General features: G+C 57.5%; 24 protein-coding genes. All 24 read right to left on the bottom strand.

The annotated features are described in order from the left end of the window. Window positions 1-704, bottom strand: a 704-nt coding sequence (map, locus tag ACOYIE_RS05175) for a type I methionyl aminopeptidase (RefSeq protein ID WP_433411080.1), incomplete at its 3' end; no start/stop codon positions are given. Window positions 705-706: 2 nt separating this feature from the next. Next, complete coding sequence (locus ACOYIE_RS05170; protein ID WP_433411079.1) at window positions 707-1,336, bottom strand: adenylate kinase; 630 nt, start codon at window positions 1,334-1,336, stop codon at window positions 707-709. Between the two features lie 18 nt (window positions 1,337-1,354). After that, on the bottom strand, window positions 1,355-2,653 hold the full coding sequence (gene secY / locus ACOYIE_RS05165; protein ID WP_433411078.1) for a preprotein translocase subunit SecY: 1,299 nt from the start codon (window positions 2,651-2,653) through the stop codon (window positions 1,355-1,357). A 1-nt stretch (window position 2,654) separates the two neighbouring features. Next, window positions 2,655-3,095 carry a 50S ribosomal protein L15 gene (gene rplO / locus ACOYIE_RS05160; RefSeq protein WP_433411077.1) on the bottom strand — a complete coding sequence of 147 codons (441 nt, stop codon included), beginning with the start codon at window positions 3,093-3,095 and terminating at the stop codon, window positions 2,655-2,657. Between the two features lie 3 nt (window positions 3,096-3,098). After that, window positions 3,099-3,281 (bottom strand): 50S ribosomal protein L30, encoded by a 183-nt coding sequence (gene rpmD / locus ACOYIE_RS05155; RefSeq protein ID WP_031472218.1) that lies wholly within the window; start codon window positions 3,279-3,281, stop codon window positions 3,099-3,101. 17 nt (window positions 3,282-3,298) lie between these two features. Then, window positions 3,299-3,802, bottom strand: a complete 504-nt coding sequence (gene rpsE, locus ACOYIE_RS05150; protein ID WP_433411076.1) for a 30S ribosomal protein S5 — start codon at window positions 3,800-3,802, stop codon at window positions 3,299-3,301. A gap of 18 nt (window positions 3,803-3,820) precedes the next feature. Continuing rightward, window positions 3,821-4,180 carry a 50S ribosomal protein L18 gene (gene rplR, locus ACOYIE_RS05145; RefSeq protein WP_433411075.1) on the bottom strand — a complete coding sequence of 120 codons (360 nt, stop codon included), beginning with the start codon at window positions 4,178-4,180 and terminating at the stop codon, window positions 3,821-3,823. 21 nt (window positions 4,181-4,201) lie between these two features. After that, window positions 4,202-4,747 carry a 50S ribosomal protein L6 gene (rplF, locus tag ACOYIE_RS05140; protein WP_433411074.1) on the bottom strand — a complete coding sequence of 182 codons (546 nt, stop codon included), beginning with the start codon at window positions 4,745-4,747 and terminating at the stop codon, window positions 4,202-4,204. Between the two features lie 15 nt (window positions 4,748-4,762). Continuing rightward, window positions 4,763-5,161 carry a 30S ribosomal protein S8 gene (gene rpsH, locus ACOYIE_RS05135; RefSeq protein WP_433411073.1) on the bottom strand — a complete coding sequence of 133 codons (399 nt, stop codon included), beginning with the start codon at window positions 5,159-5,161 and terminating at the stop codon, window positions 4,763-4,765. A gap of 412 nt (window positions 5,162-5,573) precedes the next feature. Continuing rightward, complete coding sequence (locus ACOYIE_RS05130; RefSeq protein ID WP_031475639.1) at window positions 5,574-5,759, bottom strand: type Z 30S ribosomal protein S14; 186 nt, start codon at window positions 5,757-5,759, stop codon at window positions 5,574-5,576. A 15-nt stretch (window positions 5,760-5,774) separates the two neighbouring features. Next, window positions 5,775-6,320 (bottom strand): 50S ribosomal protein L5, encoded by a 546-nt coding sequence (gene rplE, locus ACOYIE_RS05125; protein WP_433411072.1) that lies wholly within the window; start codon window positions 6,318-6,320, stop codon window positions 5,775-5,777. A 20-nt stretch (window positions 6,321-6,340) separates the two neighbouring features. After that, window positions 6,341-6,658: a 50S ribosomal protein L24 gene (rplX, locus tag ACOYIE_RS05120; protein ID WP_433411070.1), complete on the bottom strand. Its 318-nt coding sequence runs from the start codon at window positions 6,656-6,658 to the stop codon at window positions 6,341-6,343. 15 nt (window positions 6,659-6,673) lie between these two features. Then, window positions 6,674-7,042 carry a 50S ribosomal protein L14 gene (gene rplN, locus ACOYIE_RS05115; RefSeq protein ID WP_116704662.1) on the bottom strand — a complete coding sequence of 123 codons (369 nt, stop codon included), beginning with the start codon at window positions 7,040-7,042 and terminating at the stop codon, window positions 6,674-6,676. A gap of 12 nt (window positions 7,043-7,054) precedes the next feature. Then, the gene (gene rpsQ / locus ACOYIE_RS05110; RefSeq protein WP_031475647.1) at window positions 7,055-7,312 is read right to left on the bottom strand and encodes a 30S ribosomal protein S17; all 258 of its coding nucleotides are present in this window, start codon (window positions 7,310-7,312) and stop codon (window positions 7,055-7,057) included. A gap of 14 nt (window positions 7,313-7,326) precedes the next feature. After that, the gene (rpmC, locus tag ACOYIE_RS05105) at window positions 7,327-7,527 is read right to left on the bottom strand and encodes a 50S ribosomal protein L29 (RefSeq protein WP_433411082.1); all 201 of its coding nucleotides are present in this window, start codon (window positions 7,525-7,527) and stop codon (window positions 7,327-7,329) included. Next, on the bottom strand, window positions 7,527-7,955 hold the full coding sequence (rplP, locus tag ACOYIE_RS05100; RefSeq protein WP_433411068.1) for a 50S ribosomal protein L16: 429 nt from the start codon (window positions 7,953-7,955) through the stop codon (window positions 7,527-7,529). The genes rpmC and rplP overlap by 1 nt, the downstream gene beginning before the upstream one ends. Beyond that, window positions 7,955-8,740, bottom strand: a complete 786-nt coding sequence (gene rpsC, locus ACOYIE_RS05095; protein WP_433411066.1) for a 30S ribosomal protein S3 — start codon at window positions 8,738-8,740, stop codon at window positions 7,955-7,957. Before rpsC ends, rplP begins: the two co-directional genes overlap by 1 nt. Before the next feature lie 13 nt (window positions 8,741-8,753). Next, window positions 8,754-9,089, bottom strand: a complete 336-nt coding sequence (rplV, locus tag ACOYIE_RS05090) for a 50S ribosomal protein L22 (protein WP_433411065.1) — start codon at window positions 9,087-9,089, stop codon at window positions 8,754-8,756. Between the two features lie 17 nt (window positions 9,090-9,106). Further along, window positions 9,107-9,388, bottom strand: coding sequence for a 30S ribosomal protein S19 (gene rpsS, locus ACOYIE_RS05085; protein WP_054326968.1), 282 nt, complete (start codon window positions 9,386-9,388; stop codon window positions 9,107-9,109). Window positions 9,389-9,406: 18 nt separating this feature from the next. Next, on the bottom strand, window positions 9,407-10,240 hold the full coding sequence (gene rplB, locus ACOYIE_RS05080) for a 50S ribosomal protein L2 (RefSeq protein WP_433411064.1): 834 nt from the start codon (window positions 10,238-10,240) through the stop codon (window positions 9,407-9,409). A 252-nt stretch (window positions 10,241-10,492) separates the two neighbouring features. Continuing rightward, on the bottom strand, window positions 10,493-10,786 hold the full coding sequence (gene rplW, locus ACOYIE_RS05075) for a 50S ribosomal protein L23 (RefSeq protein WP_433411063.1): 294 nt from the start codon (window positions 10,784-10,786) through the stop codon (window positions 10,493-10,495). Further along, window positions 10,786-11,409, bottom strand: a complete 624-nt coding sequence (gene rplD / locus ACOYIE_RS05070) for a 50S ribosomal protein L4 (protein WP_433411062.1) — start codon at window positions 11,407-11,409, stop codon at window positions 10,786-10,788. Before rplD ends, rplW begins: the two co-directional genes overlap by 1 nt. 18 nt (window positions 11,410-11,427) lie before the next feature. Further along, complete coding sequence (gene rplC / locus ACOYIE_RS05065; RefSeq protein WP_433411081.1) at window positions 11,428-12,123, bottom strand: 50S ribosomal protein L3; 696 nt, start codon at window positions 12,121-12,123, stop codon at window positions 11,428-11,430. A gap of 373 nt (window positions 12,124-12,496) precedes the next feature. Next, on the bottom strand, window positions 12,497-12,808 hold the full coding sequence (rpsJ, locus tag ACOYIE_RS05060; protein WP_054326972.1) for a 30S ribosomal protein S10: 312 nt from the start codon (window positions 12,806-12,808) through the stop codon (window positions 12,497-12,499). Between the last annotated feature and the right edge of the window lie 215 nt (window positions 12,809-13,023).

Genomic DNA, 13,023 nt, shown 5'->3' with positions numbered 1-13,023 from the left:
CTGTTTTCATAGTGTGCGGACAGTTTTCCGTCCTTTGTTTTGACAGTCCAGCCATCCGGCAGGACCTTCACGTCATACACACCCACGTTGACCATGGGTTCCACCGCGAGCGTCATACCGCGCTGCAAACGAAGTCCATGTCCGGGGCGGCCAAAATTCGGCACCTCGGGCGATTCGTGGAGCTTTTCACCCACGCCGTGACCGACGTAAGCGCGCACCACAGAAAAGCCGTTTTTCTCCACAAAGGCCTGCACGGCCGCAGAGATATCAGAAACGCGGTTGCCCTCGCGGGCAAATTTGATACCCTCATAGAAGCTCTGTCGGGTCACCTCAATCAGGCGGAGGGCCTCCTCGCTTACCTCACCGCAGGGCACGGTGCAGGCACAGTCGCCGTGATAGCCGCCGAAATAGGCGCCCACGTCAACCTTAACGATATCGCCTTCCTGCACCACGCGGGTCGGGGAAGGGATGCCGTGGATGACCTCGTCATTGATTGAGATGCAGGCGCTGCCGGGAAAGCCGCCGTAACCGAGGAAGGAGGGCTTGGCCCCCGCTGCCTCGATTGTTTTGCGGACAATCCGGTCAATCTCGCCCGTTGTAACGCCGGGACGGACTGCGTCCGCCGCTGCCTTGCGCGCAAGCGCAGTAATGCGGCAGGCGGCGCGCATCCGTTCGAGCTCTTGCTCGGATTTTAAATGAATCATAATTACAGCCCCAACGCCTGAACAGCAAGCTGTTCGGTCTGGATGATGCCCTGCGCCCCGTCAATGCTCTTGAGCTTGCCCTGATTGCCGTAGTAGGCCTTCAGGGGCTCGGTCTGCTCATGATAGGTTGCAAGGCGGTGCTGTACCACATCGGGCTTATCGTCCTTGCGGATGTGCAGCTTATCGCCGCACTTATCGCACACGCCCTCCTTCTGGGGGGGATTGGCCTTGATGTGATAGGTCGCGCCGCACTGCAGGCAGACGCGGCGGCCGGTCATGCGGCCCTCGATGACCGCGTCGGCCACCTCAAGCGAAAGCGCGCAGTCAATCTCGGCGATTTCGTCCAGCGCCTCAGCCTGGGGGATGGTGCGCGGGAAGCCGTCCAGAATAAAGCCATTTGCGCAGTCTTCCTGTGCAATGCGCTCCTTCAGCAGGTCAATGACCAGCTGGTCCGGAACGAGCTGCCCTGCATCCATAAACTGCTTGGCCTTCTGGCCGAGCGGCGTGTTGTTTTTGATCGCTTCACGCAGGATATTACCGGTGGAAACGCTCGGCACGCCCATCTTCTCCACAAGATAGGAAGCCAGCGTGCCTTTGCCGGCGCCCGGAGCGCCAAGTAAAATCAGGTTCACTTTGCTACGCCTCCAGAATTATTCCAGAAACCCCTTGTGGTGACGCATCATCATCTGTGCTTCCATCTGCTTGACCGTATCAAGCGCAACACCAACTACGATGATGACCGACGTGCCGCCCAGCGCCACGTTGGACAGGTTGGGGTTGATCGCGCCGACGATCAGCGGCAGAATCGCAACAACCGCCAGGAAGATCGCGCCGACAAAGGTGACCTTGCCAAGTGCCTTGGTGATGAAGTCGCTGGTCGGCTTGCCCGGACGGAAGCCCGGAATAAAGCCGCCGTTCTTCTTCAGGTTGTTGGCAATTTCAATCGGGTTGAACTGGATGGAGGCATAGAAATATGCGAACGCCAGGATCAGCAGACCGTACAGAACAATATAGAACGGGCTGCGCTGAGAGAACAGGTTCAAAATGTGATAGCCAACCGTGCCGGCCTCCGGCTTCCAGAACATCGAAATCGTCTGGGGCAGCGAAAGGATGGACGACGCAAAGATGATCGGCATAACGCCCGATGCGCTGACCTTGATCGGCAGGTGCGTGGACTGGCCGCCGTACATCTTACGGCCGACCACACGCTTCGCGTACTGCACCGGAATGCGGCGCTCCGCGTTGGACATAAACACGATGAATACGATAACGGCAATGCCGATGACGATCATCAGGATGCCGGAAACGATTCCCGAGCCGCCCGTCTTGAACAGATTGAACAGCGTGGAAATCAGCGACGGACCGCGGGAAACGATACCTGCGAACAGAATGATCGAGATGCCGTTGCCGATGCCGTTCTGGGTGATGTGCTCACCCAGCCACATGATCAGCGCAGTACCGGCCGTAAAGGTCAGTACAATCGCAGCCATCGCAAGCGGGCTGTCGTTCGACAGCATGCTGACGGTGTAGCCGTGCTTGAGCAGGGTATAGAAAGAGAAGCCCTGCAGCAGACCCAGAACAACCGCCAGATAGCGGGTCCAGGATGCAATCTTCTTGCGGCCTTCCTCGCCGCCGTCCTTTACCATGCGCTCCAGCGCAGGAATGGCGACAGTCAGCAGCTGCAGAATGATGGACGCGTTGATATACGGCGTGATGGACATGGCGAAAATTGTCGCGCTCGACAAGCCGCCGCCCGTCAGCATATTCAGGTAGCCCAGCATCGAGCCTGCAACCGCGGACTGCTCAAAATAGGCAGCCAGCACGTCAGTATTGATGAACGGAACAGGAATGCACGAGCCGAAGCGGAAGATCAGCAGGATAAACAGCGTATACAGGATCTTCTTGCGCAGCTCGGGCATATGCCAGGCGTTTTTAAGGGTTTGGAACACCTTAAATCACCTCGGCCTTTCCGCCTACGGCTTCGATCTTCTCCTTTGCAGACGCCGAGAACGCCGCAGCCTTAACGGTCAGCTTTTTGGTCAGCGTGCCGTTGCCCAGGATCTTGACGCCGTCCAGAGCATTCTTGACGATGCCAGCCGCGCGCAGGGACTCTACGGTGACTTCAGCGCCGTCTTCAAACTTCTCCAGTGCGGAAACATTGACCGGTGCGTAGGTGGTGCCGAAAATGTTATGGAAGCCACGCTTCGGCAGGCGGCGTGCCAGAGGCATCTGGCCGCCTTCAAAGCCCGGACGGACGCCGCCGCCCGAACGGGCCCACTGGCCCTTGTGACCGCGGCCTGCGGTCTTGCCGTTGCCCGAGCCAGCGCCGCGGCCCTTGCGGTACGCCGGCTTGGTTGCGCCTGCGGCAGGCGTTAATTCGTGCAGCTTCATGGGTTACGCCTCCTCTACTACTTCGAGCAGGTAACCGATCTGCTTGACCTTGCCGCGCGTCTGCGCGTTGTCCGGCTGAACGGTTACATCGTTGATCTTCTTAAGCCCCAAAGAATGAGCGGTCGCAATGTGCTTGTCCAAGCGGCCGACCAGGCTCTTTTTCAGGGTAATCTTCATGTTAGCCATTGTGAGTTACCCCTTTCTTACAGTTCTTCTACGGCTTTGCCGCGAACAGCAGCTACCTGAGCTGCGTCGCGCAGGCTCTTCAGGCCTTCCATTGTTGCGGTAACAACATTCTGCGGGTTGTTGGAACGCAGGCACTTGGTACGGATGTCCTTGATGCCCGCAGCCTCTACGATTGCACGAACAGCGCCGCCGGCGATAACGCCGGTACCGGGAGCTGCCGGCTTGAGCAGAACGCGGCCTGCGCCGAAGGTGCCGATGACCTCATGCGGAATGGTGCTGCCCTTCAGGGAAATCTTGACGAGGTTCTTCTTCGCATCGTCAATGCCCTTGCGGATTGCATCCGGAACTTCTGCAGCCTTGCCGGTGCCGAAGCCTACGGTACCCTTGCCGTCACCTACAACGACCAGCGCGGAGAACTTCATCACGCGGCCGCCCTTAACGGTCTTGGATACGCGATTGAGCGCTACGACGGTTTCGGTAAACTCGTCCTCACGCTTATCATTTCTGTTAAACTGAGCCATGTTTTACCTCCTCCCGACTTAAAACTGCAGGCCGCCCTCACGGGCGCCTTCCGCGAGTTCCTTCACGCGGCCGTGGTACAGATAGCCGCCGCGGTCAAACACGACGTTTTCAATGCCCTTGGCCTTGCAGCGTTCGGCAACCAGCATGCCAACCTTCTTGGCTGCTTCCTTGTTGCCGCCGTACTCGGTGAAGTCCTTCTCGGCAGTCGAGGCGGAAACCAGGGTAACACCGGCGACATCGTCGATGACCTGGGCGTAAATATTCTTGGCGGAACGGTATACGTCGAGACGCGGACGCTCGGCGGTACCGCTGATCTTTGCGCGTACGCGCTTGTGGCGCTGCAGACGCGCCTTGTTGGAATCCTTCTTCGAAACCATTTAAATTCGCCTCTCCTTTCCTTACTTCTTCTTCGCGCCGGTCTTGCCTTCCTTGCGGCGGACATACTCATTCGCGTAGCGGATGCCCTTGCCCTTATAGGGTTCCGGCGGACGCTTCTCGCGGATTTCCGCAGCAAACTGGCCGACCTTCTGCTTGTCAGGACCGGAGATGGTGATCTTGTTCGCGCTCGGGCACTCGATGGTGATACCGTCGATCTCGGTCATGGTGACCGGATGCGAGTAACCGAGGTTCATAACCAGATCCTTGCCCTGCTTCTGTACACGGTAACCAACACCCTGCACCTCCAGCTCCTTCTTGAAGCCTTCGGTAACGCCTACCACCATGTTGTGGATCAGGCTGCGGGTCAGGCCGTGCAGCGCACGGTTCTGCTTGTCGTCATTCGGACGGGTGACGAGGATTTCGCCATTCTCCACCGTAACGTTCATGTTCGGGTGAATCTCGCGGGTCAGGGTTTCCTTGGCGCCCTTGACGGTAATCACATGGCCGTCAAGCTTTACGTCAACGCCCGCGGGGATGGCAATCGGCATTCTACCAATTCTGGACATATTCTATACCTCCCCTTACCAAACAAACGCGAGGACTTCGCCGCCGACATTCAGCTCGCGCGCCTTCTTGTCGGTCATGACGCCTCTGGACGTGGATACAATGGCAATACCGAGGCCACGGAGTACGCGGGGCAGCTCCTGGGCGCCGGCGTATACACGCAGGCCGGGCTTGGACACACGCTTGAGACCGGAGATCGCCTTCTGGCGGCCGTCCAGATACTTGAGCGTGATGCGGATGATGCCCTGCGTGTTGCCCTCTACAACCTCGAAAGACTTGATATAGCCTTCGTCGAGCAGGATCTGGGCAATTGCCTTCTTCATTTTGGACGCGGGAACGTCCACACTGGCATGACGAGCATTGCCAGCGTTGCGGATACGGGTCAGCATATCCGCGATGGGATCAGTGATCTGCATAAATGCTCTCCTTTACAAGAAGTTTGGGGGTAGTGCAGCAATCGGAGCGGGGCTGGGTTGGGTCCCCTCTTGATTGACCTGTTTGCCTCCCACTTTTCTTTACACTGCTTATGGCCCTTCCACAAACAGCGGCTGGGGGTGACTGATATTTTATAACAGCCGATAAGCCCGCGCAAGCGGGCTATCGACTTATTATAGCATGAAAAACAACGGCATGGCAAGCAACAATGTGCATATTTTTAAACAAAAATCAGGTTTTGTTCCCGTCAAATCGCAATAAAAACCGCCATACCGACATATTCTGCAAAAAAGGCGGGCGCATATGCGCCCGCCTTCGCAGTCCTGTCTGCGCGAAAGCGCGCATCAAACAGAAAGCAGAAGCCTGCTTCTGTTTTGAAAAGCCAGGCTGGGTTTACCAGCTTGCTTTTCTAACGCCCGGGATCTGGCCCTTGTACGCCAGCTCACGGAAGCAGATACGGCAGATACCGAAATCACGCAGGTAAGCGTGCGGACGGCCGCAGATCTTGCAGCGGTTGTAAGCGCGGGTAGAGAACTTCGGCTTAGCCTGCTGCTTGAGGATCATCGACTTCTTAGCCATTTATATTCTCCTCCCTTACTTTGCGAACGGAGCGCCCATCAGCGTGAGCAGCTCTTTCGCTTCTTCGTCGGTGTTTGCGGTGGTGCAGATGACGATATCCATGCCGCGGATCTTATCAATCTGATCGTAGGAGATTTCGGGGAAGATCAGCTGCTCCTTCAGGCCCAGGGCATAGTTGCCGCGGCCGTCGAACGCATCGCCGTTGATGCCGCGGAAGTCGCGGACGCGGGGAAGCGCTACGTTGAACAGGCGGTCCAGGAACTCCCACATACGGTCACGGCGCAGGGTAACCTTAACGCCTACCGGCATGCCCTCACGCAGCTTGAAGTTCGCAACGGACTTCTTCGCGTGGGTGATGATCGGCTTCTGGCCGGTGATCAGGGTGATATCGCGGACAACGGACTCGATAACCTTGGAGTTGCCGTTGGCCTCCTTGCCGCAGCCAACGTTAACAACAATCTTGTCAAGGGTCGGAATCTGCATCGTGCTCTTGTACTGGAACTTCTTCATCAGAGCAGGCGCAACTTCCGCAGTGTACTTGGCTTTCATATTCGGAACCATTTATTGCTTGCCTCCTCTTCTTAAAGCGTTTCGCCGCAGTGCTTGCAAACGGCAACCTTGGTGCCATTTTCCAGCATCTTGTGCGCGGGACGGGTCGGCTTGTCGCACTTCGGGCAAACCTTCATAACCTTGCAGGCACGGAGCGCGCCTTCGCGCTCGATGATGCCGCCGGTCTCACCCTGGCGGCGGGGCTTGGTGTGGCACTTGATCATGTTCACACCTTCAATGATAACCATACCCTTCTTCGGGTTTACGGACAGAACCTTGCCGCGCTTGCCCTTTTCCTTACCAGAAAGAACGACTGCGGTGTCGCCCGTCTTTACATGCAAATTGTTCATTTGTTGGCGACCTCCTTACAGTACTTCCGGAGCCAGGGACAGGATCTTCATATAATCCTTGTCGCGCAGCTCACGAGCGACAGGCCCGAAGATACGGGTGCCGCGGGGGTTCTTATCGTCACGGATGATAACGCCGGCGTTCTCGTCAAAGCGGATGTAGCTGCCATCCGCGCGGCGCAGGCCCTTCACGGTGCGGACGATGACGGCCTTAACCACGTCGCCCTTCTTTACGCCGCCGCCCGGGGTGCACTTGCGCACCGAGCAAACAACTACGTCACCAATGTTGCCGTACTTGCGTGCGGAGCCGCCGAGAACACGGATGACCTTCAGTTCCTTTGCGCCGCTGTTGTCAGCTGCACGCAGAAAAGATTCCTGCTGTACCATGTGCTCTCCTCCTTACTTTGCCTTCTCGATAACTTCGACCAGTCTCCAGCGCTTATCCTTGGAAAGCGGACGGGTCTCCATTACCTTTACCTTATCGCCGATGCGGCACTCGTTGTTCTCGTCGTGCGCCTTCAGCTTATAGGTGTGCGGAATAACCTTCTTATACAGAGGATGCGCTACGCGATCCTCGATAGCTACGACAATGGTCTTGTCCATCTTGTCGGAAACGACCTTGCCGACTCGCGTTTTGCGTAATGCTCTTTCGCTCAATTCGTTTCCCTCCCTTACGCCTTATCCGCAAGCTGCTTCTCGCGGATAACGGTGTTGACACGCGCGATGTCGCGCTTGACCTCAGTGATCTTGTTCGTATTGTCGAGCTGGTTGGTAGCGAGCTGAAGACGGAGGTTAAAGAGGTCCTTCTTCAGGTCGCCAAGCTTCGCGGTCAGTTCCTCTGCCGTCAGCTCGCGGATCTCAGTTGCCTTCATCATGCTTCACCGCCATTCTTGGTCTCACGGGTTACAAACTTGGTCTTGCAGGGCAGCTTGTGGCTGGCAAGACGGAGCGCCTCACGGGCAGTCTCTTCGGATACGCCCGCAATTTCAAACAGCACGCGGCCGGGCTTTACGACCGCTACCCAGTACTCAGGCGAGCCCTTACCGGAACCCATTCGGGTCTCGGCCGGCTTCTCCGTTACCGGCTTGTCGGGGAAAATCTTGATCCAAACCTGACCGCCACGCTTGGTGTAACGGGTCATGGCGATACGGGCAGCCTCAATCTGGTTCGAGGTGATCCAGCAGGGCTCGGTAGCCTGCAGGCCGAATTCGCCGTTGGATACGAAGTTGCCGCGCATGGCCTTGCCCTTGAGGCGGCCACGATGCACGCGACGGTATTTAACTCTCTTGGGGAGCAGCATTAGCGGTTGCCTCCTTCCTGACGGGGTGCGCGGCGCTCGCCGTTACCACGGTTGAAGTCGCGGCGGCCGCCACGGCGGTCGTCACGGCCACCGCGACGCTCGCGGCGCTCGAAAGCGGGCTTGGGAGCCTCGATCGAACGGCCCAGACGCGGACCGCCGTGGAGGACCTCACCCTTGTAGATCCATACCTTAACGCCGATGCGGCCATAGGTGGTCGCGGCCTCGGCAAAGCCGTAGTCAATATCCGCACGCAGGGTCTGCAGCGGAATGGTGCCCTCATGGTAGTGCTCGGTGCGGGCGATTTCCGCGCCGCCCAGACGGCCGGAGCAGCAGGTCTTGATGCCCTTGGCGCCCATGCGCATCGCGCGGCCCATTGCCTGCTTCATCGCACGGCGGAAGCCGATGCGCTTCTCCAGCTGCGCTGCGATATTCTCAGCAACCAGCGTAGCGTTGGTGTCCGGATTCTTGATCTCAATGATCGAGCAGCGGACCTTCTTGCCGTACTTGCGGGTCAGCTCTTCTTCGAGCTTCTTGATATCCTCGCCGCCGCGGCCGACAACCATGCCCGGACGCGCGCACTGGATCATGACCTTGATTTCGTCGTTCTTGCGCTCGATTTCGATCGCCGGAACGCCGGCGTCAAACAGACGCGTCTTCAGTTCCTTACGGATGTTGTAGTCTTCCACGAGGAGGTCGCCAAAGGCATTGTCCTTAGCGAACCAACGGGAATCCCAATTCTTGATAACGCCGACACGGAGACCGTTCGGATTTACTTTCTGGCCCATTGATTACCCTCCCTTATTCTTTCTCGCCAAGAACCAGCGTGATGTGCGAGGTTCTCTTGAAGATTCTGAATGCACGGCCCTGCGCGCGCGGCATAACGCGCTTCATGATCGGGCCGGGACCGACGTGTACTTCCTTAACGTAAAGCTTGTCGGTATTCATGCCGTGGTTGTTCTCGGCATTGGCAACTGCGCTCTTGAGGAGCTTTGCCATCGGCTCGCAGGCCGCCTTGGGGGTATTCATGATGATGGCCATCGCTTCGCCCGCATCCTTGCCGCGGATCAGATCGCAGATCAGCTTGATCTTGCGCGGGGTCATGCGCACGTTGCGTACAATAGCTCTTGCTTCCATGTTTTCTTAACTCCTCCTTACTTGCCGTTATTGGAGGTCTTGCTGCCCGCGTGACCCTTGTAGGTACGGGTGGGAGCAAACTCGCCCAGTTTGTGACCAACCATATCCTCGGTAACATATACCGGAACATGCTTGCGGCCGTCATGCACCGCGAAGGTGTGGCCGACGAACTCCGGGAAGATCGTGGAAGCGCGGGACCAGGTCTTGAGGACCTTCTTCTCGCCCTTTTCGTTCATCTCGACGACTCTTTTGATAAGCTCAGGAGCCACAAAAGGGCCCTTTTTAACACTTCTGCCCATATTACGTTAACTCCTTTCTCACTTACCGTTGCGACGGCGAACGATCTGCTTGTCGGTACGGCTCTTGGTCTTACGGGTCTTGTAGCCCATTGCCGGCTTACCCCACGGGGTAACAGGCGACGGACGGCCGATCGGGCTCTTGCCCTCGCCGCCGCCGTGCGGGTGATCGCACGGGTTCATAACAGAACCGCGAACAGTCGGGCGGATACCCATGTGACGGGTACGGCCAGCCTTACCAATCTGTACGTTGGAGTGGTCGGAATTGCCGACAACGCCGATGGTGGCCTTGCACTCCAGACGGACGTAGCGCAGCTCACCGGAGGGCAGGCGAACCATGCCCTTGCCGTTCTCCTTTGCCATCAGCTGTGCGCCGACGCCAGCGGAACGGACCAGCTGCGCGCCCTTGCCGGGGTACAGCTCAATGTTGTGAATCATGGTACCAACCGGAATGTTGGCAACCGGCAGGCAGTTGCCGGGCTTGATGTCAGCCGCAGCGGAGGAAACCACCTTGTCGCCAATCTTCAGGCCTTCCGGCGCAAGGATGTATGCCTTTACGCCGTCTTCATACTGAACCAGCGCGATGTTCGCGGAGCGGTTCGGGTCGTACTCGAGCGTCATAACGGTTGCCGGCATATCCAGCTTCTGACGCTTGAAGTCGATGATACGGTACTTCTGCTTGTTGCCGCCGCCGTGATGACGAACGGTGATGCGGCCGTAGCTGTTGCGGCCGGCGGTCTTCTTGACCTTTTCGAGAAGGCTCTTCTCGGGCTTCACCTTGGACAGACCCTTGTTGGACAGCACAGTCATATTTCTGCGCGAGGGCGTCGTCGGGTTGAAAGTCTTGATAGCCATTTGGATTTTCAACTCCTTGATTCGTTATTATCGGGGTGCCTCCCCATACGAGCACGAACAGCGCAGCGCTTTCGTGCTATGCAATGCCCCGCAGGGGCGTCGTAAAACCGTGGCTTTGCCTCGGTTTTACACCGCTGCCCGCGCCGTGGCGGCGCGTCCTCGTCCGCTGTGCGGACGAGAGGGGGTTATCGAAAAAAGTTTCAAAGGAACTTTTTTCGTATCTAAGGGGGACGGCGTCCCCCTTAGACGTCCTTACATCATGTTCTCGAAGATTTCGATCTTCTTGCTGTCCGCAGACAGGGTGACGATCGCCTTCTTGACATCCGGACGCTGGCCGCGGTAAACGCCCATGCGCTTCCACTTGCCCGGCAGCTTAATGGTGTTAACCTTAACAACCTTTACGCCGAAGATCTCTTCCACAGCCTTCTTGATTTCAATCTTGCCGGCATTCGCCGCAACCTCGAAGGTGTACTTGTTATCGGCCAGACCTTCCATGGAACGCTCGGTGATAATCGGCTTTTTGATAACGTCGTATGCGAACTTCATTATGCGTACACCTCCTGAAGTTTCTCAACAGCCGCCTTGTCAATGATGAACTTGTCAGCGTTGAGGATCTCGTAAACGTTAAGGGTGGTCGCGATCGTCGTGCGCACGCCCGGGATGTTCGCCGCGGACTTGACAACGTTCGTGCGGACCTCAGGGGTCACAACCAGGCTCTTGCCGGTCGCGTCCACAGCCTTGAGGAAGCCGGCAAAGGTCTTGGTCTTGATCTCGTTCATGTCCAGACCGTCGATCACGATGATTTCGCCGGCAGCCGCCTTGGCGGACAGGGCGGAGAGCATGGCCAGACGACGGGTCTTCTTGGTCAGGCTATAATTGTAGGAACGGGGCTTCGGGCCGAGGGCAATACCGCCGTGAGTCCACTGCGGCGCACGGATGGAACCCTGACGGGCACGGCCGGTGCCCTTCTGGCGCCACGGCTTGATGCCGCCGCCGCGCACCTCTGCACGGGTCAGCGTGGACTGGGTGCCCTGACGCTGGTTAGCCAGATAATTCTTGACCGCCGCGTGTACGACGCTCATGTTGGGCTCGATGCCGAATACGGCCTCGTTCAGCTCCATTTCGCCGGTCTTCTTGCCGGTCATATCAAAAACTGCTACTGTAGGCATTCGTTGCTCCTCCTTCCCTTACTTTCTCGCGGAAGCCTTCTGCGGGTTCTTGCTGATGCCAGCCTCGCCCTTGGCAACCTTGTTGTTCTTAACGGTGTTCTTGAGCACTACGATGCCGCCCTTGGGGCCCGGAACCGCGCCGCAAACAGCGATGAGGTTGAGCTCCGCATCCACCTTGACAACGTCAAGGTTCTGCACGGTAACCTGCTCATGGCCCATATGGCCAGGCATCATTTTGCCCTTCATGATCTTGGAGGGATCAGAGCACGCGCCCATGGAGCCCGCGTGGCGGTGTACAGGGCCGGTGCCGTGGGTTTCCTTCAGACGGGCAGCGTTGAAGCGCTTGATAACGCCGGCGTAGCCCTTGCCCTTGGAAGTGCCGGTCACGTCAACGTAATCGCCGGCAACAAACATGTCCGCCTTGATTACATCACCGAGTTCAAAGGTGGAGCAATCTGCGAAACGGAACTCCTTGAGGTACTTCTTGAGCGCCTCGCCGCCCTTTTTCAGGTGGCCGAGCTCCGGCTTGGTGAGCTTGCGCTCCTTGATGTCCTCAAAGCCGAGCTGAACCGCGTTGTAGCCGTCCTTCTCTTCGGTCTTGAGCTGGGTAACGACACAGGGACCCGCTTCGATAACAGTGCAGGGGATCACCTTGCCGTCAGCATTGAAGATCTGGGTCATGCCGACCTTCTTGCCGATAATTGCTTTCTGCAGCATAGTGTTTTTCCTCCTTAAAGGTTATTGGTTGACGGCATTTGGCCGCCAACTTGACCTCGCCGCGCGTATCGCGGCAGGGCTTCAAGCAGCCGGTTGGGTTAGTCCGGCAGCCTGTTGACAAATGGAAAATGGAGAACAGAGAATGTATCCCCGCGAAGCCGCAGCTTCGCGTTTCAATCCCCCGTAAAAAGTCAGGACATGCGCCTGACTTTTGCCCGTAGGCCGCTATCATCATTCTGCCGCCGTGCGGCATTTTAATGAGCATACACCCCGACTCAGCGCCCCTGGGGCGCGTCATTTGGGTATCGAAACCAAGTTTCTCCGGAACTTGGTTTCGTATATAGGGGCTTTTTGAAAGCCCCTATACTCTTTAGAGTTTAACTTCAAACTCAACGCCGGCCGGCAGGTCAAGGGTGGTCAGCGCTTCGATGGTAGCCTGGTTCGGGTTGATGATGTCGATCAGGCGCTTGTGGGTGCGGCGCTCAAACTGCTCGCGGGAATCCTTGTACTTGTGTACCGCGCGCAGGATGGTGACGATCTGCTTCTCAGTCGGCAGCGGGATCGGACCGGAAACCTTCGCGCCGTTGCGCTTGGCAGTTTCGATGATCTTCTCAGCAGACTGGTCGATCAGCTCGTGGTCATACGCCTTCAGGCGAATGCGAATCTTCTGTGCGTTTGCCATGTTGGTTTTTCCTCCTCGTATGTGTGCCATACATTAAATAATGTTTTGACTCGCTACGGAGAGAAACTGCAACCCCGCCGCGTGTATCACAGGTGGGCATGAAAATAACCGGGCACACTGATAGTGTAACGATCCGGTCACAATAAGAAACGTAAGTGGTTCAGGCCATCGGCTTTGCGGCGCCCCCGCCGCCAGGCCCCCAATTACGCAGGAAC

It is taken from the genome of Agathobaculum sp. (assembly GCF_050946325.1).
GTDB lineage: Bacteria > Bacillota > Clostridia > Oscillospirales > Butyricicoccaceae > Agathobaculum.
Note: the sequence above shows the minus strand (reverse complement) of the source record. Positions and strands in the feature narration are given on the sequence as shown.